General features: G+C 72.8%; 17 protein-coding genes. 10 read left to right on the top strand and 7 right to left on the bottom strand.

Annotated elements, in window-relative coordinates:
* The first annotated feature begins 90 nt into the window (after nt 1–90).
* Entirely contained in the window at nt 91–1,407 is a 1,317-nt protein-coding gene (locus QOL15_RS05645) for an MFS transporter (RefSeq protein ID WP_083393850.1), read from the top strand.
* Nucleotides 1,408–1,556: 149 nt separating this feature from the next.
* Nucleotides 1,557–2,651: a YihY/virulence factor BrkB family protein gene (locus tag QOL15_RS05640; RefSeq protein WP_071245865.1), complete on the top strand. Its 1,095-nt coding sequence runs from the start codon at nt 1,557–1,559 to the stop codon at nt 2,649–2,651.
* 20 nt (nt 2,652–2,671) lie between these two features.
* Here the strand turns inward: QOL15_RS05640 and QOL15_RS05635 are convergent, their stop codons facing one another.
* The 3 genes from QOL15_RS05635 to QOL15_RS05625 form a co-directional block, all read right to left on the bottom strand.
* On the bottom strand, nt 2,672–4,162 hold the full coding sequence (locus tag QOL15_RS05635; protein ID WP_071245863.1) for an aspartate ammonia-lyase: 1,491 nt from the start codon (nt 4,160–4,162) through the stop codon (nt 2,672–2,674).
* Nucleotides 4,163–4,409: 247 nt separating this feature from the next.
* Nucleotides 4,410–4,706: a hypothetical protein gene (locus tag QOL15_RS05630; RefSeq protein ID WP_071245859.1), complete on the bottom strand. Its 297-nt coding sequence runs from the start codon at nt 4,704–4,706 to the stop codon at nt 4,410–4,412.
* Nucleotides 4,706–5,962, bottom strand: a complete 1,257-nt coding sequence (locus tag QOL15_RS05625) for an inorganic phosphate transporter (protein ID WP_065959785.1) — start codon at nt 5,960–5,962, stop codon at nt 4,706–4,708. The genes QOL15_RS05630 and QOL15_RS05625 overlap by 1 nt, the downstream gene beginning before the upstream one ends.
* A 115-nt stretch (nt 5,963–6,077) precedes the next feature.
* On the opposite strand from QOL15_RS05625, the gene QOL15_RS05620 reads away from it, so the two are divergent.
* The 3 genes from QOL15_RS05620 to QOL15_RS05610 all read left to right on the top strand — a co-directional run bounded on the left by QOL15_RS05620 (nt 6,078) and on the right by QOL15_RS05610 (nt 9,875).
* Nucleotides 6,078–7,766, top strand: a complete 1,689-nt coding sequence (locus tag QOL15_RS05620; RefSeq protein WP_071245917.1) for a sodium:proton antiporter — start codon at nt 6,078–6,080, stop codon at nt 7,764–7,766.
* A gap of 100 nt (nt 7,767–7,866) precedes the next feature.
* On the top strand, nt 7,867–9,510 hold the full coding sequence (locus QOL15_RS05615; RefSeq protein WP_071245857.1) for an ABC transporter permease: 1,644 nt from the start codon (nt 7,867–7,869) through the stop codon (nt 9,508–9,510).
* A gap of 77 nt (nt 9,511–9,587) precedes the next feature.
* Nucleotides 9,588–9,875 (top strand): hypothetical protein, encoded by a 288-nt coding sequence (locus tag QOL15_RS05610; RefSeq protein ID WP_065959780.1) that lies wholly within the window; start codon nt 9,588–9,590, stop codon nt 9,873–9,875.
* Between the two features lie 56 nt (nt 9,876–9,931).
* Here the strand turns inward: QOL15_RS05610 and QOL15_RS05605 are convergent, their stop codons facing one another.
* A complete protein-coding gene (locus QOL15_RS05605) occupies nt 9,932–10,462 on the bottom strand; it encodes an 8-oxo-dGTP diphosphatase (RefSeq protein WP_071245855.1) in 531 nt (176 codons plus the stop codon).
* 64 nt (nt 10,463–10,526) lie between these two features.
* On the opposite strand from QOL15_RS05605, the gene QOL15_RS05600 reads away from it, so the two are divergent.
* A complete protein-coding gene (locus QOL15_RS05600; protein WP_065959777.1) occupies nt 10,527–10,877 on the top strand; it encodes a tryptophan synthase subunit alpha in 351 nt (116 codons plus the stop codon).
* 20 nt (nt 10,878–10,897) lie between these two features.
* Entirely contained in the window at nt 10,898–11,788 is an 891-nt protein-coding gene (locus QOL15_RS05595; protein ID WP_071245853.1) for an aminodeoxychorismate lyase, read from the top strand.
* Between the two features lie 72 nt (nt 11,789–11,860).
* Here the strand turns inward: QOL15_RS05595 and QOL15_RS05590 are convergent, their stop codons facing one another.
* A complete protein-coding gene (locus QOL15_RS05590; RefSeq protein ID WP_071245851.1) occupies nt 11,861–13,066 on the bottom strand; it encodes an amidohydrolase in 1,206 nt (401 codons plus the stop codon).
* Nucleotides 13,067–13,229: 163 nt separating this feature from the next.
* Here QOL15_RS05590 and QOL15_RS05585 point away from each other — a divergent pair, with 163 nt between their 5' ends.
* Together QOL15_RS05585 and QOL15_RS05580 are read left to right on the top strand one after the other, a co-directional pair.
* Entirely contained in the window at nt 13,230–14,567 is a 1,338-nt protein-coding gene (locus tag QOL15_RS05585) for a Fic family protein (RefSeq protein ID WP_071245849.1), read from the top strand.
* Nucleotides 14,564–16,735: a S9 family peptidase gene (locus tag QOL15_RS05580; protein WP_071245847.1), complete on the top strand. Its 2,172-nt coding sequence runs from the start codon at nt 14,564–14,566 to the stop codon at nt 16,733–16,735. The genes QOL15_RS05585 and QOL15_RS05580 overlap by 4 nt, the downstream gene beginning before the upstream one ends.
* Before the next feature lie 84 nt (nt 16,736–16,819).
* On the opposite strand, the gene QOL15_RS05575 is transcribed toward QOL15_RS05580, so the two are convergent.
* The gene (locus QOL15_RS05575) at nt 16,820–18,352 is read right to left on the bottom strand and encodes a CYTH domain-containing protein (RefSeq protein ID WP_071245845.1); all 1,533 of its coding nucleotides are present in this window, start codon (nt 18,350–18,352) and stop codon (nt 16,820–16,822) included.
* A 78-nt stretch (nt 18,353–18,430) separates the two neighbouring features.
* On the opposite strand from QOL15_RS05575, the gene QOL15_RS05570 reads away from it, so the two are divergent.
* Nucleotides 18,431–18,703, top strand: a complete 273-nt coding sequence (locus QOL15_RS05570) for a mycoredoxin (RefSeq protein WP_065963863.1) — start codon at nt 18,431–18,433, stop codon at nt 18,701–18,703.
* A 166-nt stretch (nt 18,704–18,869) separates the two neighbouring features.
* Here QOL15_RS05570 and QOL15_RS05565 read toward each other — a convergent pair whose 3' ends face one another.
* A complete protein-coding gene (locus QOL15_RS05565) occupies nt 18,870–20,996 on the bottom strand; it encodes a DEAD/DEAH box helicase (protein WP_065963861.1) in 2,127 nt (708 codons plus the stop codon).
* Nucleotides 20,997–21,128: the final 132 nt, after the last annotated feature.

The raw sequence follows: 21,128 nt of genomic DNA, 5'->3' as shown, positions 1-21,128 counted from the left end.
GGGTCTCGCTCCCCGCGAACGCGCGGACGCGCGAACGCGCGAACGCGCGGACGCGCGGACGGACGCGCCAGGCACCAGAATGGTTCCACCGTGACACCACCTGACACCGCGCCCCGCCGCCGCCTGCTCGCCGACCTCACCCCGCTCCGCCGCTCCCCCGCGTTCGCGCGGCTCTGGGCCGGCACCGCGATCGCCGGGATCGGCACGCAGATGACCACCGTCGCGGTCGGCCTCGAGGTGTACGAGATCACCCACTCGACCTTCGCGGTGGCGCTCGTCGGGGTGATCGCACTCCTCCCGATGATCGTCGCGGGGCTGTACGGCGGCATGCTCGCCGACGCCTTCGACCGGCGGCTCGTCGCCCTGGTGTCCTCGATCGTCGCCTGGGCCGCGGTGGCCCTCATCGCCACGCACGCCTGGCTCGGGCTGCAGAGCGTCGCACTCCTCTACGTGCTCGCGACCGTGAACGCCGTCGCCGCCACCGTGAGCAACGCCTCCCGGTCGGCCATCGTGCCGCGGCTCGTCGGCACCGACCTGCTCCCCGCGGCGAGCGCCCTCGGCGGCATCGCGTCCGGGTTCCAGGTCACGGTGGGCCCGGCGATCGCGGGCGTGCTCATCGCGAGCGTCGGGTTCGCGCCGACGTACACGATCGACGTCGTCCTGTTCACGTTCGCGTTCCTCGGGGTGTTCACGCTGCCGCGGATGGCGGCCGACCGCGACGCGCTGAAGCCCGGGCTGAGCTCGCTCGTCGAGGGTGCGCGCTTCCTCCGGCGCTCCCGCAACATCACGATGACCTTCGTGCTCGACATCGTCGCGATGACCTTCGGCCAGCCGCGCGTGCTCTTCCCCGCGATCGGCGCGCTCGTCATCGGCGGCGGATCGATCACGGTCGGCACGCTCACCGCCGCGTACGCGATCGGTGCCCTGCTGTCGAGCGTGTTCTCCGGCCCGCTCGGGCACGTGCGCCGCCAGGGCGAGGCCGTCGGCTGGGCGATCACCGCGTACGGCGGGGCGATCGCGGCGTTCGGCGTGGTCATCGCACTCGCGCACGCGCTCGGCGGCCGGTCCGGCGAGGCGTTCGGCGTCGAGATCCTGCCCGCCCTCGGGCTCGCCGCACTGTTCCTCGCGATGGCGGGCGGCGCGGACAACGTCAGCTCGGTGTTCCGGAACACGATCCTGCAGGCCGCCTCGCCGGACGGCATGCGCGGCCGACTCCAGGGCATCTTCATCGTGGTCGTCACCGGCGGTCCGCGCCTCGGTGACCTGTACGCCGGGCTCGTGGTCGCCGCCGGGATCGCGTACCCACCGGTGATCGGCGGCGTGCTCATCATCGGGCTCGTCGCGCTGCTGCTCCGGCTGGTGCCGTCGTTCCGCCGCTACGACGCGCTGCACCCGCACGCGAACTGACGCACTGCGCCTCCGGTCCGCACCGCGGCAGCCGGGAGGCGCGTGGCGGCCCGGCACCGCGCCTCCGGTCCGCACCGCGGCAGCGGGAGGCGCGTGGCGGCCCGGCACCGCGCCTCCCGTCCGTCCCGGGGTCGGGTACCGTTCTCGGCATGCCCGACAGCGCCTCGCGCGACCTGCAGCGGACCGGCCTCCGCGCGGTCGTCCGGCGCACCTACCACTCCGTCATCCGGCACCGGGTGGTGGACGCGGCAGCTTCGCTGACGTTCTTCGCCCTGCTCACCGTGTTCCCGAGCGCCCTCGCCGTGGTGTCCGCGCTGTCGGTCGTCGACCGGCAGGGCGACAGCCTCACCGACGTGGTGCAGGTGCTCGGCTTCATCGTCCGGCCGGAGACCGCGCAGCACCTCGAGGGGCCGCTGCGCCAGCTGCTCTCCCTGGACAACCCGTGGGCCGGCTTCACGATCGGCCTGGTGCTGACGCTGTGGTCGCTGTCCGGGTACGCGACCGCGTTCGGCCGCGCGATGAACACCGCGTACGAGGTCGAGGAGGGCCGGCGGATCTGGAAGTTCCGCGCGATGATGCTCCTCGTCACCCTGCTCGTGATGGTCGGCGGTGCGATCGCGATCGTCATCCTGCTCGTCACCCCGACGATCTCGGCCGCGGTGATCACGCAGCTGGGCTGGCCGTCCTGGGTCGACGACCTCTGGAACGTGGCGAAGTGGCCCGTCCTCGCGGTGGACCTCGTCGTGATGGTGGCGGTGCTGTACTACGCGACGCCGAACGTGAAGACGCCGCAGCTGCGGTGGGTCTCGGCGGGTGCCGCGTTCGCGATCGGGACCTGGGCCGTCGCCACGGTCGGCTTCGCCCTCTACGTCGAGACGATCGGCGGCAGCAACAAGGCGTACGGGTGGCTCGGCGGCGCGATCCTGCTGCTCGTCTACCTGTACATCTCGAACTTCGTGCTCGTGGTCGGCGGGGAGCTCGACTCCGAGGTGATCCGGATGCGGCAGCTGCTCGCCGGGATCGAGGCCGACGAGTCGATCCGGCTGCCGCTGCGCGACGTCACGCGGAACTTCGTGCTGGCCCGGTGGCGGGACCAGGACATCGCGACCGCGCACCGCGTCCGGCTGGCGGCTGCCGAGCAGGCGGCGGCGGACGAGTCGACCGGTGAGGAGCCGGACCCGACGGCCGAGCACCTGCGGGCGTTGTCCCGGCAGGTGCGCGTCGGCGAACCCCCGATGCCCTGACGCGCCCGCGTCAGCCCTGACTACTGCTCGCGCTCCCGCGCCACCCGTGCCGCCTCGGCGTCGAGCATCTCCTCGGTCACGACCGGGATCGCCCCGGTCGCGAGCTCGATGCCGGACAGCCGTGCCGGGGAGAGCACCCGGGTCACCTGGTCCTCGTCCATCAGCCCCGCGGCCGTGACGAGGGTCGCGATCGGCGTCGAGGTCGTCAGCGCCGTGTGCGCGATCGACGCCGCCGCCGCGTACCCGATGTACGGCGTCAGTGCCGTGACGACACCCACGTTCGTGTCCACCTGGGCGGCGAGCTTCGCCTCGTTCGCCTCGATCCCGGTGACGCAGTTCACCCGGAGCGTCGCGCACCCGCTCGCCATCCACTGCAGGGACTGCAGGATCGAGTGCGCGATGATCGGCTCGAAGGCGTTGAGCTGCAGCTGTCCGCCCTCGGCCGCCATCGTCACCGTGGTGTCGGCACCCGCGACGGCGAACGCGATCTGGTTGACCACCTCGGGGATCACCGGGTTGACCTTGCCGGGCATGATCGACGACCCGGCCTGACGAGCCGGCAGCGTGATCTCCCCGAGCCCGGCCTGCGGACCGGAGGCGAGCAACCGGAGGTCGTTGCAGATCTTCGAGAGCTTGGCGGCGCTGCGCTTGACGGCGCCGGACAGGGTCATGAACGCACCCGCGTCGCTCGTCGCCTCGATGAGGTCGGGCGCCGTCACGATGTCGAGCCCGCTCGCGACCTGGAGCTGCCGGCGGACCTCGTCGCGGTAGAGCGGGTCGGCGGTGATGCCGGTCCCGATGGCCGTCGCGCCGAGGTTCGTCTCGGCGAGCAGCGGCGTCACCGTGCGGAGCAGGAGGACGTCCTCCTGGATGGTGTGCGAGAAGCCGGTGAACTCCTGCCCGAGGGTCATCGGGACGGCGTCCTGCAGCTGCGTGCGGCCGACCTTGAGGACGTCCTGGAACGCGCGGCCCCGCTCGGCGAAGGCCTCCGACAGCAGCTCGAGCTGCTCGGTCAGCCGGTGCACGCCGAGGATCATCGCGAGCTTGACGCTCGTCGGGTACGTGTCGTTGGTCGACTGGCTGCGGTTGACGTGGTCGATCGGGTGCAGGTACCCGTAGTCGCCCTTCTCGCGGCCGAGCAGCTCGAGGGCGCGGTTCGCGAGCACCTCGTTCGTGTTCATGTTCGTGCTCGTCCCGGCACCGCCCTGCACGACGTCCACGACGAACTGCTCCCGCAGCGCGCCGTCGCGCACCTCCTGCGCGGCACGGTCGATCGCGTCGGCACGTTCGGCGTCGAGCACCCCGATCGCCTTGTTCGCACGGGCGGCGGCCTGCTTGACCGTCGCGAGCGCCACGATCAGGTCCGGGTAGACCGCGATCGGCACCGAGGTGATCGGGAAGTTCTCGAGCGCCCGCAGGGTGTTGATCCCCCAGTAGGCGTCCACGGGGACCTCCAGGGATCCCAGGGAGTCGGTCTCGGTGCGGGTGCGTGCTGCTTCGTTGCCGGTCACCCCACGAGGCTAGCCCGTCCGGTCGGTCCGGTCCGGCAGCGCGCACGGCGCTGCGTGGCGTCGGACCGAACGACGGGCGGGCGGCCGCACCGGGCGCACGGCACCGCGAGACGGGACGGTCCGACGGGCGGCCGCCGGGTGGTCGCGGTGACCGGTGGACGGACGGGAGGCCCGTGGCGGTGTCGCCACGGGCCTCCCGTCCGTCACGCGGTCGCGTCCCGCGACCGGCGCCGGTGGGACTCGGGGATCAGTGGAACTGCGGGACGATCAGGGAGATCCCGTACAGCACGGCGGCGCCGGTGACCGCGAAGCACGCGATCGACAGCGCGCGGAACGCGCGCACGGCGGGCTGCACCGCCCCCGGCCGCGGGAAGCCGGCCGTTGCCGGGCCGATCGTGCCGTCGTCCTTCACGGTGTACTTGCCCGCACGGGTGTCGGCCTCGCTCCACAGGCGCAGCCCGATCGAGTACACGAGGACGACGAAGCACGCGGAGACGACCGCGACCACGGCGACGGTGAGGAAGGCCAACCAGTCGATGCTCATCAGCGGCGTCCTCCGTTGCGTCCGGCCATGCGGCGCAGCGTGCGCTCGCGGCTGAGTTCGGCGCGACGCTCCGCGACCCGGGCGGCACGCTTCTTGCGCTGCATGTCGCGGAGCTCCTTGCGGGTGAACACGGCGTTCGCGGCCACGTCGACCTCGATCGCGGCGGCCTGGTCGTGCGGCTTGCGGAGCGACCAGAGGTACAGGCCGAGGATCACGGCCGCGCCCACGACCGCGTCGATCACCAGGCCGGGGACGCCGAGCAGGGCGATGGCCGAGGCGATCGCCCCGACCGCGGCGGCGGCGGGGAGCGTGATGAACCAGGCGATCACGATCTTGCCCGCGGTCGACCACTGGATCTTCGACCCGCGACGGCCGAGGCCGGCACCGATGATCGAGCCCGAGGAGACCTGCGTGGTGGAGAGGGCGAACCCGAGGTGGCTCGAGGCCAGGATCGTCGCCGCGGTCGACGCCTCGGCCGCGAAGCCCTGCGTCGCGCGGATCTCGGTGAGGCCCGAGCCGAGCGTGCGGATGATCCGCCAGCCGCCCGTGTACGTGCCGAGGGCGATCGCGAGCGCACAGGCGACGATCACCCAGAACTGGACGCCCGAGTCCGCCGACTGCGAGCCGGAGGCGATCAGGGTCAGCGTGATGACGCCCATGGTCTTCTGCGCGTCGTTCGTGCCGTGCGCGAGCGACACCATCGAGCTCGTGAACACCTGGCCGATCCGGAAGCCGCCGCGCTCGTTCGGGAACACCGGACGGCGGGTGACGCGGTAGGCGATGCGGGTCGCGAGCAGCGAGACGAGCGCCGCGATGACCGGGGACAGGAACGCCGGGATGATCACGACCGTCAGCAGCGCGGCGTAGTTCACCGAGCCGAACCCGGCACCGACGATCGCAGCACCGATGAGCCCGCCGAACAGCGCGTGCGAGGACGACGACGGCAGGCCGCGCAGCCACGTGATCATGTTCCAGACCACCGCGCCGATGAGCCCGGCGAAGATCATCTCGGGGGTGATGGCGACGCCACCGGGCCCCTCGTTGATGAGTCCGTGCGAGATCGACGTCGCCACGGCGGTGCTGAGGAACGCACCGATGAGGTTGAGCACCGCGGCGACCGTGACCGCCACCTTGGGCTTCATGGCGCCCGTGGCGATCGGTGTCGCCATCGCGTTGGCGGTGTCGTGAAAACCGTTTGTGAAGTCGAAGAAGAGGGCCAACGCGATGACCAGGACGACTATGAGTGTGATGTCCACCGCGGACGAGTGTCCCAGGCCTGCCCCCTGAGCACAAACCCTGTCGTTCATCCCGCGTCCACCCGGCCTTCGGGGTCGTTCAGGATCGGAACCACCGGATGGGAGGATGGAGGCCATGGACATCGTCGAGCTCCTCATCCTGCTGGTCGGCTCGCTCGCGGTGACCGGCTTCGCCCGCGCCAAGGGACTACCAGCGCCCCTGCTCGTGACGGCGGTCGCGCTCGCGGTGTCGTTCGTCCCGGGGCTGCCCGAGATCGAGATCGACTCCGAGGTCATCCTCACGGTGGTCCTGCCGCCGCTGCTGTACTCGGCGGCACTCGACGTGTCGTGGCAGAGCTTCCGGCAGTCGATCAAGCAGATCCGACGACTCGGCGTCTTCCTCGTGATCATCACCGCGCTGGCCGTCGGCCTCGCGGCCTACCTGATCATCCCGGACATGGACTGGCCCGCGGCGATCCTGCTCGGTGCCGTCGTCGCCCCGCCGGACGCGGTGTCCGCGGCGTCGATCGGCCGCAAGCTCGGGCTCCCCCGCCGGGTGATGACCGTGCTGTCGGGCGAGAGCCTCATCAACGACGCCGCCTCGCTGACGCTCGTGCGCGTGTTCACCCTCATCGCGGCGGGCACCTCGCTGACGATCTGGCAGGACCTCGGGATCTTCGCGCTCGCGATCGGCGTCGGCTTCGCGGTCGGCATCGTGCTCGGCGTCGCGGTGCACTGGATCCGGATGCGCATCAACGACCCGGTCGTCGAGACGATCATGAGCATCCTGCTGCCGTTCGTCGCCTACGTCCTCGCCGAGCACCTGTCCGGTTCCGGCGTCATCGCGGTCGTCACCGCGGGCCTGTACATCGGCTACAACTCGCCGAAGGAGGGCTACGCGACCCGCCTGCAGGAGCGCCCGCTGTGGACGAGCATGGACGTCATCCTCGAGGGCTTCGTGTTCGCGCTCATCGGCCTGCAGTTGAACACCGTCGTGCAGGACCTCGTCGAGAGCGACCGCAGCCTCGGCCAGACCCTGACCGCCGCGGCCGTCGTGCTCGTCGTCGTGGTCCTGGTCCGGCCGCTGTTCGTCTTCGAGTCGTACGTGCGCAACCGCTTCCACGGGCGGTGGGTCCGGCCCCTGCGCGTCCGGCTGTCCCGCGGTCACCCCTCCCTGCGGTGGATCCGCGGCTCGGCGGAGCCGAAGCTCAACTGGCGCGAGCTCACGGTCGTCTCGTGGACCGGCATGCGCGGCGTGGTGACGCTCGCCGCAGCGGTCGCGGTCGTGGCGGACCCGGTCGAGATCAAGGCCCAGGACACGATCTTCATCATCGCGTTCGTCGTGACCGTCGGCACGCTCCTGCTGCAGGGGCTCACGCTCCCCTTCGTCATCCGCGCGCTCAAGGTGCAGGACCCGCGCGAGGGCGAGGAGGACGTCCGCAGCGAGATGCGGCTCAACCAGCGCACGACCGAGGCCGCGATCGCGCTCCTCGAACGCCGCCGCTCGGCCTGGTCGGAGCAGTACGGCCCGCAGGCGGTGGACTCCGTCGTGAACCGGCTCAAGGCGCGCCTCGAGCGGCAGGCCGAGACCTTCCGCCGCGACGCCGAGGAAGAGGAGGACGAAGAACGCAACGCCCCGATGCGCCTCCGCGGTGCGCAGATCCAGGACATCCGGCGCGAGCTGCTCGACCGTCGGCGCGAGATCGTGCTCGAGGAGCGCGAGAAGGGCAACCTCGACGAGGAGGTCATGCGCCGCGTGCTCGTGACGCTCGACGCCGAGGAGCTCGCGATGGACTCGGCACAGGCGTCGCGCAGCCGGTCCTGAACCGTCCCGCGCGGGACGGCGGCCGCGCCCGCTCACGGCACGCGGGGAGCAACCCGGGCGTATCGTGACGCTCCGACCAGGAGAAGGAGCACAGCGCCGAGTGAGCGAGCCGCGGAACGACGTCCCCAGGAACACCGACCTCCCTGACCGAGACGGAGCGCCGCGCACCACCGCGCCGAAGCCCGCACCGAAGTCCCGGCAGACCCGACCGTCCACGCGCGGCGGATCGAAGCCCCGCCGCGGTGCCCCGGTCGCCGGCAGCCGCTCGGTCTCCCGGACGTCCCAGGTCCGGCAGGCGCCCGTCCCCGCACCGCAGAAGGTCAGCCGGTACCGCCGCTGGTACGGCACGCTGCACCCCTCCCTGCAGCTCATCGGCCTGCAGCTCTGGATGCCGCTGTTCTTCATCGTCGGCTTCTGCCTCTGCTACGTCTTCGCGTTCCACGCCCCGCACCCGCACGACGTCCCGGTCGCCCTGGTCGGCAGCGACCCCACGCTCGTCGCCGCGGTCGACAAGGCCCTGCCGGGCGAGTACGTCTTCCACGTCTACGACTCCCTCGCACAGGCGAAGCGCGACGTGCTCGCGGGCACGATGGCCGTCGCGGTCGACCCGTCGGCGAACGAGGTCTTCAAGGCCAGCGCGCACCAGTTCCAGGTCGCGTCGCTCGTGCCCGCGACGCTCTCGAGCGTGATCGAGGCCACCGGTGGCCCGGCCCCCACCGTCACCGAGCTCGCGCCGCTGCCCGCCTACGACGAGTACGGCACCGTCGCGATGTACGTCATGCTCGCGTGGTGCATCGGCGGCTACATGGTCGCGATGTTCATCGGCATCATGGGCGGCCCGCTGCGGCACCGCACCCGGATGGCGGTCATCGTCGTCGGCGGCCTCGTCATCTCGCTCATCACGAACACCCTCGCCGGTCCGGTGGTCGGCGCGATCCACGGGCACTGGATCGAACTCGTCCTCATCGCCTGGGGCTGGATCGTCGCGATCGGCCTCGCGGTCAACGGCCTGAGCTACTTCGTCGGGCGGTTCATCGCCGCCCCCGCGATGATCTGCTTCGTCTTCCTGTCGATGCCGTCGTCCGGTGGCGCCTACCCGAAGTGGTTCATGCCCGAGCCGTTCGCGTGGCTGAACCACGTGGTGGTCGGCTCGAGCATGGTCGACATGATCAAGCACGAGGTCTACGGCGTCGGCCCCGGCTTCGGCCGCGGGTTGCTGACGATGGGCTGCTACGCCGCCGCCGGGCTCGTCCTGATGTTCTTCGGCAAGCAGTGGTGGGAGCGACGCCGCATCTCGGCGATCGTGAACAACCGCACCACGATGTTCCAGGACGCCCAGAACGCGAACCGCGAGTTCCTCGGCAAGCAGCGCGACGCCGAGCTCGAGCGGCACGGCCTCACCTCGACCGAGACGGGCACGCTCAGTGTCCTCCGCGACGACGACTGGGAGGACGAGCGCGTCTCCGGGGACGTCTTCACCGGGGGCCGGGACGGCCTCGAGACGGAGACCACCCCGACCGGACGCATCCCCGTGGTGCGGCAGGCGGACCGCTCCGGTCCGACCCGGACGGGAGGCGCGGGGAACGGTCCGCGCACCCGTCCCGTCCCGCGGGTGGACGGGTCCAGGACGTCGGCCCGGCCCGACGGACCGGCCCGGTCCGGCGCGACGGGGCGCGCCGACGCGACGGCCCGGCCCGACACGGCGGACCGCTCCCGCACCCACGGGCGGCACGCGGAGCGGTGACGGCGCGGGCGACCCGCGGAGCGTCGGGCTCGCGGGCAGGACGCGGAACCGCCCGGCGCCGGGCGTATCCTGGGCCGATGACCTCCCGCACCGCCTGGCACCGCGCCCTCGTCACCGTCGTCGTCGTGTTCCTCGTGGTCGCGGCCGGGCTGTACGCCGCGAGCGTGCTGCTCGCCCCGGCCGACGGGCGCAACGTCGCCGGGCTGTTCGTGGGCTGGGCGATCTTCGCGGTGCTCGCCGCGATCGCCGCGGGCGTGGTCGACTTCTTCGTCCGGCCGCTCGGTGGGCGCAGCGGCGACGCCGACGTGCTCGCCGCGGCCGAGGAGGCCCGCACCGGCAGCACCCGCACGCAGCCCCAGCGCTGAGCTGCCCCCAGGACGCAAGCCCGGCGCTGACCTGACCGACGACGAGCGCCGAGCGACTACCGGGACGGGCGGCCCTCCGCCCGCACCCCCGTGCCGGTGAACCCGGCGACCGTCGCGTCGTCCTCGGCGAAGGTGAACCGCGCGTCCACCGTCCCGCCCGCGAGCACGCCGGGCAGCCAGTAGCGGGCGTCGTCCCACATCGCGTCGTACGGCACGGCGTCGACCGGGATCCAGCGCGGCACCAGCTCGTCACTGCCCGTCGGGCTCCCCTGCCAGCGGCGGCAGACGAACACGTCCGAGACCTGGGACCAGGACGGGCGGTACGGGAACCGGTAGTCCAACGTGCCACGCGCCTCCAGGTCGGCGGGGTCGAGCCGCAGGCCGACCTCCTCGGCCACCTCGCGGACGGCGGCCGCCACCGGCGGCTCCCCCGGCTCGACCTTGCCGCCCGGACCGACGAGGCGCCCCGCGCCGAGCCCGCGTCGCTTCTCGCCGAGCAGCACCTCGGGGCCGTCCGTGCCGTCGCGCAGCAGGTACACGACGACGACCGGTGGGTGCTGGGACTTCGTCTGGTCGCGCGGGGTCACGCGTCCAGTGTGGCCGATCCGCTGACGTAGGCTTGGCGCATGGCAGGCGTGCTGTGGGGGCACCGTGGCTGAGTCCCGCAGGACCGGGCGCAGCCTCGAAGTGCTGCGCGCCGAGGCCGCCGAGGAGATCTCGGTGATCGTCGAGCACCGCAGCCGCGCCGGCGAGGACCCGTGGGAGTTCATGCCCACCCTGCCGTCCGTCGACGAGCAGGTCGTGCTCATCCTCCGTGCCGACGCCGTCGAGCTCGACGCGGCGATCAGCCAGCGCAGCGCGCACTGGTCGGGGCACCCGGCCTCCGGGCAGGGCACCGCCCTCGGCGAGGAGTACCACCGGCTGCGCCGCATCGCCCTGCAACACCCCGAGCTGACACCGGCGGTGTGGAAGCTCCTCGGGTCGCTGCCCCGCGCCGACTGACCTGCGGTTGGATGGGGGCCATGACCGACACCGTCCTCGCCGTCCTCAACCAGCCCTCGCGCGACGCCGCGCCGCACGACCCCGCGGCCGACGCGTACACGTGGGCGAAGCCGCTCGAGGAGCACCTGCAGGTGCAGGACCTCGGTGCGGTCCGCGGCGACGGCGTGTTCGAGACGATCACGGTCGTCGACGGCCGTCCGCAGGCCCTCGAACCGCACCTGGCGCGGTTCGTCCGGTCCGCGGCGATGCTCGACCTGCCCACGCCCGACCTCGACGCCTGGCGCCGGGCGATCGAGGCGGTGTGCGCACGGCTCGACCCCGTGCACGAGGCCTTCGCGAAGACCGTGATGACCCGTGGGGTCGAGGGCAGCGGTCGCCCCACCGGGTGGGTGTACGCCGCACCCTCGGGCGACCAGAGCGCGGCCCGCACCGAGGGCATCGCGGTCGTGACGCTCGACCGCGGCTACCGGCACGACGTCGAGCGGACCTCGCCGTGGCTGCTGCAGGGCGCGAAGACGCTCTCGTACGCGGTGAACATGGCCGCGCTGCGCGAAGCCGAGCGCCGCGGTGCCGACGACGCCCTGTTCGTCTCGACGGACGGCTACGTGCTCGAGGGCACACGCGCCAACCTCGTCATGGCGGTCGGCGGGCGCTTCGTGACGCCGCGGACCGACATCGGCATCCTCGCCGGCACGACGCAGGCCGACGTCTTCCGGTTCGCCGAGCGCGAGGGCATCGCGACGTCGTACGAGCTCGTGACGCTCGCAGACCTCGAGGCCGCCGACGCGCTCTGGCTGCTGTCCAGCGTCCGCCAGGCGGCGCCGATCCGCTCGGTCAACGGGGTCGCGCGCGCGGTGGACCTCGACATGACCGAGCGCATCAACGACTTCCTGCTGTCCCGCGAGCAGTAGCCCGCCGGGGGCGGGGAGGGCGGACGGGAGGCGCGGGGCGGGGCCGCCACGCGCCTACCGTCCGTCAGCCGGTCACCAGCGCGGGGTGGTGACGCCGGTCCCGTCGGCCCACGCGTAGACGGACGCGCCCTCGATCCAGACGCGCGTCGCGCGGCTGGTCGCGGCGAGCGGGTCGCCGTCCCAGAGCACGAGGTCCGCGTCGAAGCCGGGCTCGATGCGGCCGACGCGGTGCCCGAAGCCGAGGAAGTCGGCGGGGTTCGTGGTGAGCGCCTCGAGCGCGGACTGCCAGGGCAGCCCCTCCTTGACCGCGGCGGTGGCCTGGTCGACGAGCATGTTGATCGGCACGACCGGGGCGTCCGTCGTGATCGCCACCCGGACGCCTGCAGCGGCGAGCGTCGCGAGGTTCCGGATGCCGCGGTCGCGGAGCTCGACCTTCGAGCGGCTCGTGAACAGCGGGCCGTAGATCACCGGTACGTCCCGCTCGGCGAGCACGTCGGCGATCTTGTGCGCCTCGGTGCCGTGGTTCACGACGAGTCGGTACCCGAACTCGTCGGCGAGCCGCAGGGCCGTCGCGATGTCGTCGTGCCGGTGCACGTGCTGGTCCCACGCGAGCTCGCCGTCGAGCACGCGGACGAGGGTCTCCTTCGTCAGGTCGCGCGTGAACGGCTCGCCCTTCGCCGCCGCGGCCTCGCGTGCGGCGCGGTAGTCCTGCGCGGCGACGAACGCCTCGCGGATGACCTTCGCGACGCCCAGGCGGGTCGAGGGCGTCTGCCCCTTGTCGCCGTACACGCGCTTCGGGTTCTCGCCGAGGGCGCTCTTGACGCTGACGGCGTCGGAGATGAGCTGCTCGTCGATCGTCCGGCCGCCCCAGGTCTTGATCGCCACGGTCTGTCCGCCGATCGGGTTGCCGGAGCCGGGCTTCACGACGATGCTCGTGATGCCGCCGGACAGTGCGTCGCGGAAGCCCTCGTCGTCGATGTCGACGGCGTCGATCGCCCGGACGGCGGCCGTGTTCGGGTCGGTCATCTCGTTCGTGTCGTTCCCCGCCCAGCCGTTCGCCTCCTCGTGGATGCCGACGTGGCCGTGCGCCTCGACGAAGCCGGGGACGAGCCAGGCGCCGGCGGCGTCCACGACGGGCAGGCCGAGCGGCGGGGTGACGTCGGGGCCGACCGCGGTGATGCGGCCGTCCTCGACGACGACGGCACCGCCGTCGAAGGCGGGTGCGGAGACGGGGACGACGTGGGCGCCGGTGACGACGAAGGAGGAGGAGGAACGCATGCGTCCACGCTACGGCGGTCGGGGTCCGGGGCCGCGCGGTCGTGCATGCGACATGTGCATTCCTTGGCGGGCGCGTCCGCCCGGTCCTACCGTCGTTGGACGGTGGCCGTCCGGCGCCGCCGGCGTCCCTGCTCGTCCGACCCACGACCGCCCGAGGAGGCCCGTGCCCGACCCCACCAGCACGACCCCCCTGACGACCACGCCGGTGTGGCCGTCGCACCGCACCGAGGAACGCCCGTGGCGGAGCGCCGTGCGGGGCCCGCGCGCCGACCGGCTCCTGCGCTCGGTCCGGGTGTCGCTGCCGCCGCCCGTGGCCGGGGCGGTCTGGTCCCCCGACGACGGGACGGCGGTGCTGCTCGCGCGCGCGGCGCTCGCCCTCCGTGCGCTGGACGACGCGCCGGGCACCGGTCCCCTGCAGCACGTGCTCGCGCGCACCGAGGCGGTCTCCTCGTCGCGGATCGAGCACGAGCACGCCACGACCGAGGACATCGCCCGTGCCCTCGCCGGCTCGCGGGCGAACGCGGGTGCCACGGCGACCGTCCGCGCGGCCGAGGCGATCGTCGGTCTCGTCGAGGCGGCGTCGGGCGGGACCGTCGACGAGCCCGCGCTGCTGCGGGCACACCACCACCTCATGCGCGACGACCCGCTCGACGGGCCGGACGCCGGGCGGTACCGGGACGTGCAGAACTGGATCGGCGGCGGCGCCACCCCGCGGACGGCCCGGTACGTCCCACCGCCGCCGGAGCACGTCCCGGCGCTCATGGCCGACCTGTTCGCGTTCCTCCGGCGCGACGACCTGCACCCCGTCGCCCAGGCCGCGATCGCGCACGCGCAGTTCGAGTCGATCCACCCGTTCACCGACGGCAACGGCCGCATCGGTCGGGCACTGGTCGCCGCGGTCCTGCGCGCCCGCGGGGCCGCGCGGTCGGCCGTCGTCCCGCTCGCCGTCGTGCTCGACGCCGAACGCGACCGGTACTTCGCGCACCTCGAGCGGTACCGGCAGGGAGCGGTCGACGACTGGGTGCGGGACCTGGCGATCGCGGTGGGTGCCGCAGCCGACGAGGCCCTGGTCACCTCCCTGCTGCTCGCCGAGGTGGGGGTCGACCGTGCCGCGGGCGTCTGCCGGTCCGGGGTGCACGCGGTGCTGGGGCGGGCGCTCGAGCAGGACGCCGTGCTCACCGAGGACCACGCCGAGCGGCTCGTCCGCCGCGCCGCCGGTGGGACCGGTCCGGGGGTGGGCCGCGACGTCGGGGCCGTGGTCGACCGGATGACCGACGACCTCTGTCGAGCGGGCGTCCTGCGACCGGTCACCACGCGTCGGCGGAACCGGGCGTGGGTGGCGCCCGCGGTCGTCGCCGAGCTCGACGCGTTCACCGAGCGGATCCGGGACGGGGTCGACGCCCGGGCGCGCGGATCCCCTGCGGCGACGAGCGCTCGGGACGGAGCCGGCACCGCGTCGGTGGGCGGCCGCTCGGACCCGCCGAATAGGGTGGGACGGTGAGCAGCGAGCACGCCCAGGCCACCACCCCGCCGTCCGCCGCCAAGCGGCCCGTGACGCGGACCCACCACGGCATCGACTTCGTCGACGACTACGAGTGGTTGCGCGACAAGGAGTCACCGGACACGATCGCCTACCTCGAGGCCGAGAACGCGTACACCGACGCCGCCACCGAGCACCTCGCCCCGCTGCGCGACCGTGTCTTCGCCGAGGTGAAGAGCCGCGTGCAGGAGACCGACCTCTCGGTGCCGGTCCGCATGGGCGACTGGTGGTACTTCACGCGCACCGCCGAGGGCAGCCAGTACGGCACCCACTGCCGCGCACCGATCACCGGCCCCGACGACTGGACCCCACCCGCGGTCGCCGAGGGTGCGGGGACGCTCCCCGGTGAGCAGGTCGTCCTGGACGGCAACGCCCTGGCCGAGGGACACGACTTCTTCTCGCTCGGCAGCTACGACATCAGCGACGACGGCACCCGCCTGGTCTACGGCGTGGACGTCGAGGGCGACGAGCGCTACACCCTGCACGTGCGCGACCTGACGACCGGCGAGGACCTCGGCGACGATATCCCCGACACCGGTTCGGGTGCGACCTTCGACCCCTCCGGACGGTACCTGTTCTACCCGACCGTCGACGAGTCCTGGCGGCCCGACCGCATCTGGCGGCACCGGGTCGGCACGTCGGCGTCCGAGGACGTCGTGGTCTTCGAGGAGCCGGACGACCGGTACTGGGTCGGTGTCGGGGTCACCCGGTCGTCGCAGTACATCGTCATCGAGCTCGGGTCGAAGATCACCTCGGAGGCGCTCGTCCTCGACGCGTCGGACCCGACCGGCGAGTTCACCGTCGTGTGGCCCCGGCGCGAGGGCGTCGAGTACGAGATCGAGCACGCCATCGTCGGCGGGAGCGACCGCTTCCTCGTCCTGCACAACGACGGCGCCGAGAACTTCGAGCTCGTCGACGTGCCCGCCGACGACCCCACCTCCGAGCGGGACCGCCGGGTCGTCGTCGCGCACCACCCGGAGCGACGCATCGAGTCGGTGGACGCCTTCGCCGGGCACCTCGCGCTCGAGTACCGGTCCGAGGCGCTCCCCCGCGTCGCCGTCATCCCGATCGAGGTCGACGGCTACGGCGACGCGCACGAGGTCCCCTTCGACGAGGCGCTGTTCTCGGCGGGACTCGGCGGCAACCCGGAGTGGCACCAGCCGACCCTGCGCATCGGGTACACGTCGTTCGTCACCCCGTCCGAGGTGAGCGACCTCGACCTGGCCACCGGCGAGGTCACCGTGCTGAAGCGCCAACCCGTCCTCGGCGGCTACGACCCGGCGGACTACGTGCAGGAGCGCGACTGGGCGACCGCCCCCGACGGCACGGAGGTCCCGGTGTCGCTCGTCTGGCGACGCGACGCCGTCGACGCCGACCGGCCGGCACCGCTCCACCTGTACGGCTACGGTTCGTACGAGCACTCGATCGACCCGGGCTTCAGCGTCATGCGGCTGTCGATGCTCGACCGCGGCGTCGTCTTCGCGGTCGCGCACGTCCGCGGTGGCGGCGAGATGGGCCGGCACTGGTACGAGGACGGCAAGACCCTCACCAAGAAGCACACCTTCACCGACTTCGTCGCGGTCGCCGAGCACCTGATCGCGTCCGGGCGGACCAGCGCCGACCGGCTCGTCGCCGAGGGCGGCAGCGCGGGCGGCCTGCTCATGGGTGCGGTCGCGAACCTCGCACCCGAGCGCTTCGCCGGCATCCTGGCAGCCGTGCCCTTCGTCGACGCGCTCACGAGCATCCTCGACCCCGACCTGCCGCTCACGGTCATCGAGTGGGACGAGTGGGGCGACCCGCTGCACGACCCCGAGGTGTACCGCTACATGAGCGAGTACTCGCCGTACGAGAACGTCCGCGACGACGTGCAGTACCCGCGGATCCTCGCGGTGACGTCGATCAACGACACCCGCGTGCTCTACGTCGAGCCGGCGAAGTGGACCGCGAAGCTCCGCGAGGTCGGCGCCCCGGTGCTGCTGAAGACCGAGATGGCAGCCGGGCACGGTGGCGTGAGCGGCCGGTACGACTCGTGGAAGGAGCGGGCGTTCGAGATCGCCTGGCTGCTCGACGTGCTCGGGCTCGCCGACGTGAACCCGGCAGCCGCTGCGGAGCCGATCGCCGCCGGCTGACCCGAACGGGCGCGGCCCCCGGGTCGCGCCCGCGCCCGGGGTGGACGCGGGCCAGCGGCGGACGCGGCAGCCCGCGCCCGCCCGTCACACGCGGTTGAGCGCGTGCACCGCCTGGTCGTAGGAGTCCTCGGCCAACCGCACCCGGTCGCCCGCGAGCACGCCGTACCCGAACGTGCCCTCGCCACCGCGCTCGGCGATGCCGGAGTGCACCCGCAGCACGTCGAGCGCGTGCAGCGACCGCACCCGCTCGGTCAGCACGTCCGCAGCGTCGCCGATCCGCTTCCACAGCGCGTGCGGGAACGCGTCGTCGCCGAGCACGTCCATCGCCGCGCGGGCCCGGGTGGCGGCACGCCAGGCCTCCTCGGTCGCGGCACGCTCGGTCGCCTCGCGGTCGAGCAGGCCGAGGGAGTCGTCCTCCTCGCCGACCGCGGTCTGCACGAGTCGGCGCACCCGGGGCTTCTCGACGGCCGAGACGTCCTGCGCGACGCGCTTCGGCGACCGGAGTGCCCAGTCGGTCGGGGCCGGACGCTCCACGGCGTCGTCGAGGGCGTCGAGCAGCTCGAGGTACGGCTCACCGTGCAGGAACGCGAGGACCTCGGCCACCGCGACCGCCCGGCGCTCCCGGGTCGCCGCCAGCACCCGCTCGCGGGTCATCGTGTCGACCAGGAGGTCCTGCGCCGGGGAGGACGCGTACGGCAGCCGCTCCACCAGGTAGTCGGCGAGTGCGGCCCGCGCGGTCACCGCGGCAAGGCCGTCGGCGGCCTCGGCCGCGCGGTCGGCGGCGGCCGTCCCGGCGAACGCCGGGCGGTACGACCCGAGCACGGCGGCGATGCCGAGGGCGGTCCGGGCCGTCTCGCGGAGGTCGGCCGGCCCGCCGGACCGGAGCTGCGCCTCCTGGGCGAGCAGCGCGGCGCGCAGCTTCTTCAGCTGCTTGGCGAGCGCGCGGGCCGCGGTGCCCTTCTCGGGCTTGTCGGCGGTCTGGAGGCGCGGTGCCGGTGCGCCTGCCAGCCCGCGTGCCAGCTTGGACGCGACGGCCGCAGGGGCGGCCCCCACGGCCGCGAAGCGCCCGTCCAGCGCCGCGAACAGCTCGTGCGCGACCTGCTCGTCGACGCCGGCGACGGCCTCCACCTCGACCTCACGCCAGGTGCGGGGCGTGGCCGGGGCGTCGGCGTCCAGACGCTGCGCGGTGACCAGGTCGTCGGCGAGCTCGGCGACCTGCTCGTCGTCCTCGTCGAGCAGGCGCGTGACCGTACGGGTGGTCGCGATGTGCACGACCGGTCGGAGCGCGCGGCCCCGGCGCTCGGTGAACAGGGCGGCGAGGACCTCGTCGGGCACGGCGTCGGCGTCCTCGGTGAGGGGGAAGTGCTGCTCGTGCCGGACGGTGTCGGAGGCCGAGCGCTTGATGTGCCAGCCGGCGTCGGGGCCACCCGTGCGTCGGCGGACGGTGACGCGGGACGCCACCAGGTCGTAGCGCTCGGTGTCCCAGTAGGTCGCGTCGAGGGCGAACGGCTCCTGGTGGTCCGTGGCGGTGATGCTGCCGACGCCGATCAGGTCCGGGAGGGCCCCGCCCTCGGGCAGGTCGTAGGTGCGCTCGATCTCGAGGTGCGTGTCCGTCACGTGCTCCTGTCTACCAGGACGGTGTCGTGCACCACGAACTCGCGGGGCACGTCCACCCGGGCGATCTAGGCTCGCGGCATGAGCGACACCATCACCCGTGACGCGTTCGTGCCGGAGGCCGGCGGCGTCACCATGTTCACGACCACCTGGTGCGGGTACTGCGCGCGCCTGAAGAACCAGATGACCAAGGCGGGCGTCCCCTTCCGCGAGGTCGACATCGAGCAGACGCCCGGCACGGCCGAGCTCGTCGCCGAGGTCAACGGCGGCAACCAGACGGTGCCGACGCTCGTGTTCCCGGACGGCAGCACCGCGACGAACCCCTCGCTCGCCGAGGTGCAGTCCCGCATCTGACCCGCGGCTGGGCGCGCTGGCCGGAGCAACCCCGCGGCGCGACGTGCTGACCGGAGCCACCCCGCGGCGCGACGTGCTCCTGCACAACGAGAGGCGGCTCGAACCACGGAATTCCGTGGTTCGAGCCGCTTCTCGTTGTGCGAACGCACGCGGGCCCCCGCCGCACTCAGCGCGAGAGCGCGTCCGTCAGCAGTGCGACCATCGCGTCGAGCTGGATGTCACCGGAGTCGACGACCTCCTCGTCCGAGCCGTCGAGCGCGCGGGCGGCCAGGGACGCCTTCGAGTCGATGAGCTCGGCGATCTTGGTGTCGATCGTCTGCGCGGCGATGATGCGCCACGCGGTGACCGGCTCCTCCTGCCCGATGCGGTGCACGCGGTCGATCGCCTGGGTCTGCTCGGCGCTCGTCCACGACAGCTCCGCGAGCACGACGTTGGACGCCACCTGCAGGTTCAGGCCGACGCCGGCCGCCGTCAACGAGCAGACGATCACGGCGACGTCGGGGTCGTTCACGAACGCGTCGATCTCGGCCGTGCGCTGCACCGGGGTCTGGTCGCCGCGGACGGTCGCGGTCTTCAGGCCACGACGGGCGAAGACCTCCTCGGCCTGGTCCATCACGTCGAGGTGCTTCGCGAAGAACACGACCTTGCCGACGTTCGACGCCAGCTGCGCCGCGTAGTCCGCCGCGAGCTGGGCCTTCGCACGGCCGATGCGACGCACCATCGAGAACACGTTCTCGCCGGTCGACGAGGCGTCCTGGTCCTCGAGCTCCCAGCGGGCGACCTGCCGCACGAGCTTGTGGTCGATGCCGACCACCGGGTCCTGCCCGGTCCGGGCCGCGAGGGCCTGGTGGTACCGGCGGACGAGCTTCGCGGTGAGCTCGCGCTCGGCGTCGCGGATCGAGCGGCCCTCCTCACCGTCGAGCTCGACCGGGATGTCGGCGATGCGACGGGCCGGGATGTCCGCCGCGACGTCGACCTTGCGCCGCCGCACGATGCCCTGGTCGATGACGGCCTTGCGCGCCTCGACGAAGAAGCCCGGGTCGGCGGGAGTCAGCCCGATGTCCTCGAGCTCGTTCATGAGCTTTGCGCGGGGCTTCTTGTCGTCGATCCAGCCGAGGTACTCCCAGATGGTGCGGAAGTCCTCGACCGAGTTGATCAGCGGGGTCCCGGTCAGCGCCATGAGGAGCGGCGCGGCCGTGCGCTCGCGGATCTTCTCGGCGAGCTGCAGCACGAACCGGGAGCGCTGCGACTCCTTGTTCTTGATGAAGTGCGCCTCGTCGACGACCATGCCCTTGAACCCGAACGAGCCGAGCCAGCCGACGTGCCGGTCGAGGATCTCGTAGTTCACGATGACGATGTCGGCGAACCCGTCGAGGTCGTCCCCGTCACCGTGGATGACGGTCGCGCGGCGGTTCGGCACCCAGCGCTCGGCCTCGCGTGCCCAGTTCGTCTTGACGACGTTCGGCACGACGACGAGCAGCGGGAAGGCGTTCGCGGCGTCGGCGGCGAGCAGCGACTGCGCCGTCTTGCCGAGACCCGGCTCGTCGGCGAGCAGGAACGTGCGGTGTCCCTGCGACGCGGCGGCGACGAGCTCCGCCTGGTGCTTCATGAGCGTGGTGCCCGAGCGCGTGTGCAGGTTCGCGGGTTCGGGCAGCGGCATCGACGCCGCTCCCCCGCCCGCGCCGTACTCGAACGACTTGAACAGCGGGCCGAACAGCTCCCAGTTCGCCAGGCGACGCGGGTGCGCGACGGGCTGGTCGGCGAGCGCGAAGTCCGGCGGCATGAACGGGTTCGCGAGCTGCCGCTGCACGACCGCCTGCGGGAGCACCGACCGCACCGGGGTCTCGACGACCGGGGACGGCTCGGCGGCGATGACGAGGTCCTCCGGCTGCAGCTCCATCCCGCCGGCGATCATCATGTCGCGCTTGACCGTGCGGGTGGCCTCGCTGACCGAGGCCTCCTCGGTCAGCAGCTGGATCACGCTGGTGTCGCGTGCCGCCGTCTTCGCGAGGATCGTCGCCACGCCGTCGAGGCGCTTCAGCTGCTCGGCGCGCTGCGCGTCGGTGAGCTCGGTGTCCGCCTTGACGCGGGCACGCTCCTCACGCATGAGCAGTGCGACCGCCTGGAACTTCGTCCGGTTGGTGGCCTTGAGCGGACCGCGCTGCGCCGCGGCCTCGACCTCGCGCACGGCGCGGGCGAGGACGGGGATGACGCCGTCGTTGTCGAGCGGCCTGGTGCGGCGCGACGCGGTCCGCGTCCCGCCGGCTGCACGCCGGGTGCCTGATCGAGCCAACGCTCCTCCTTGTTCCGCCCGTCTGCACGGGCGAGCCGCCGTCGGTGGCGGGAAGTCCTCGACCGGTGCCGGCACGGCTCCGGTCCCGCGGGCCACCCTGGCCCGCTGGTGCGCCGGTCCCGTTGCGGAACT

Origin of the sequence: Curtobacterium sp. MCBA15_012 (assembly GCF_001864935.2) — a bacterium.
Classification (GTDB): Bacteria; Actinomycetota; Actinomycetes; order Actinomycetales; family Microbacteriaceae; genus Curtobacterium.
The sequence above is the reverse complement of the archived record's forward strand: the minus strand, read 5'-3'. Positions and strand labels throughout refer to the sequence as shown.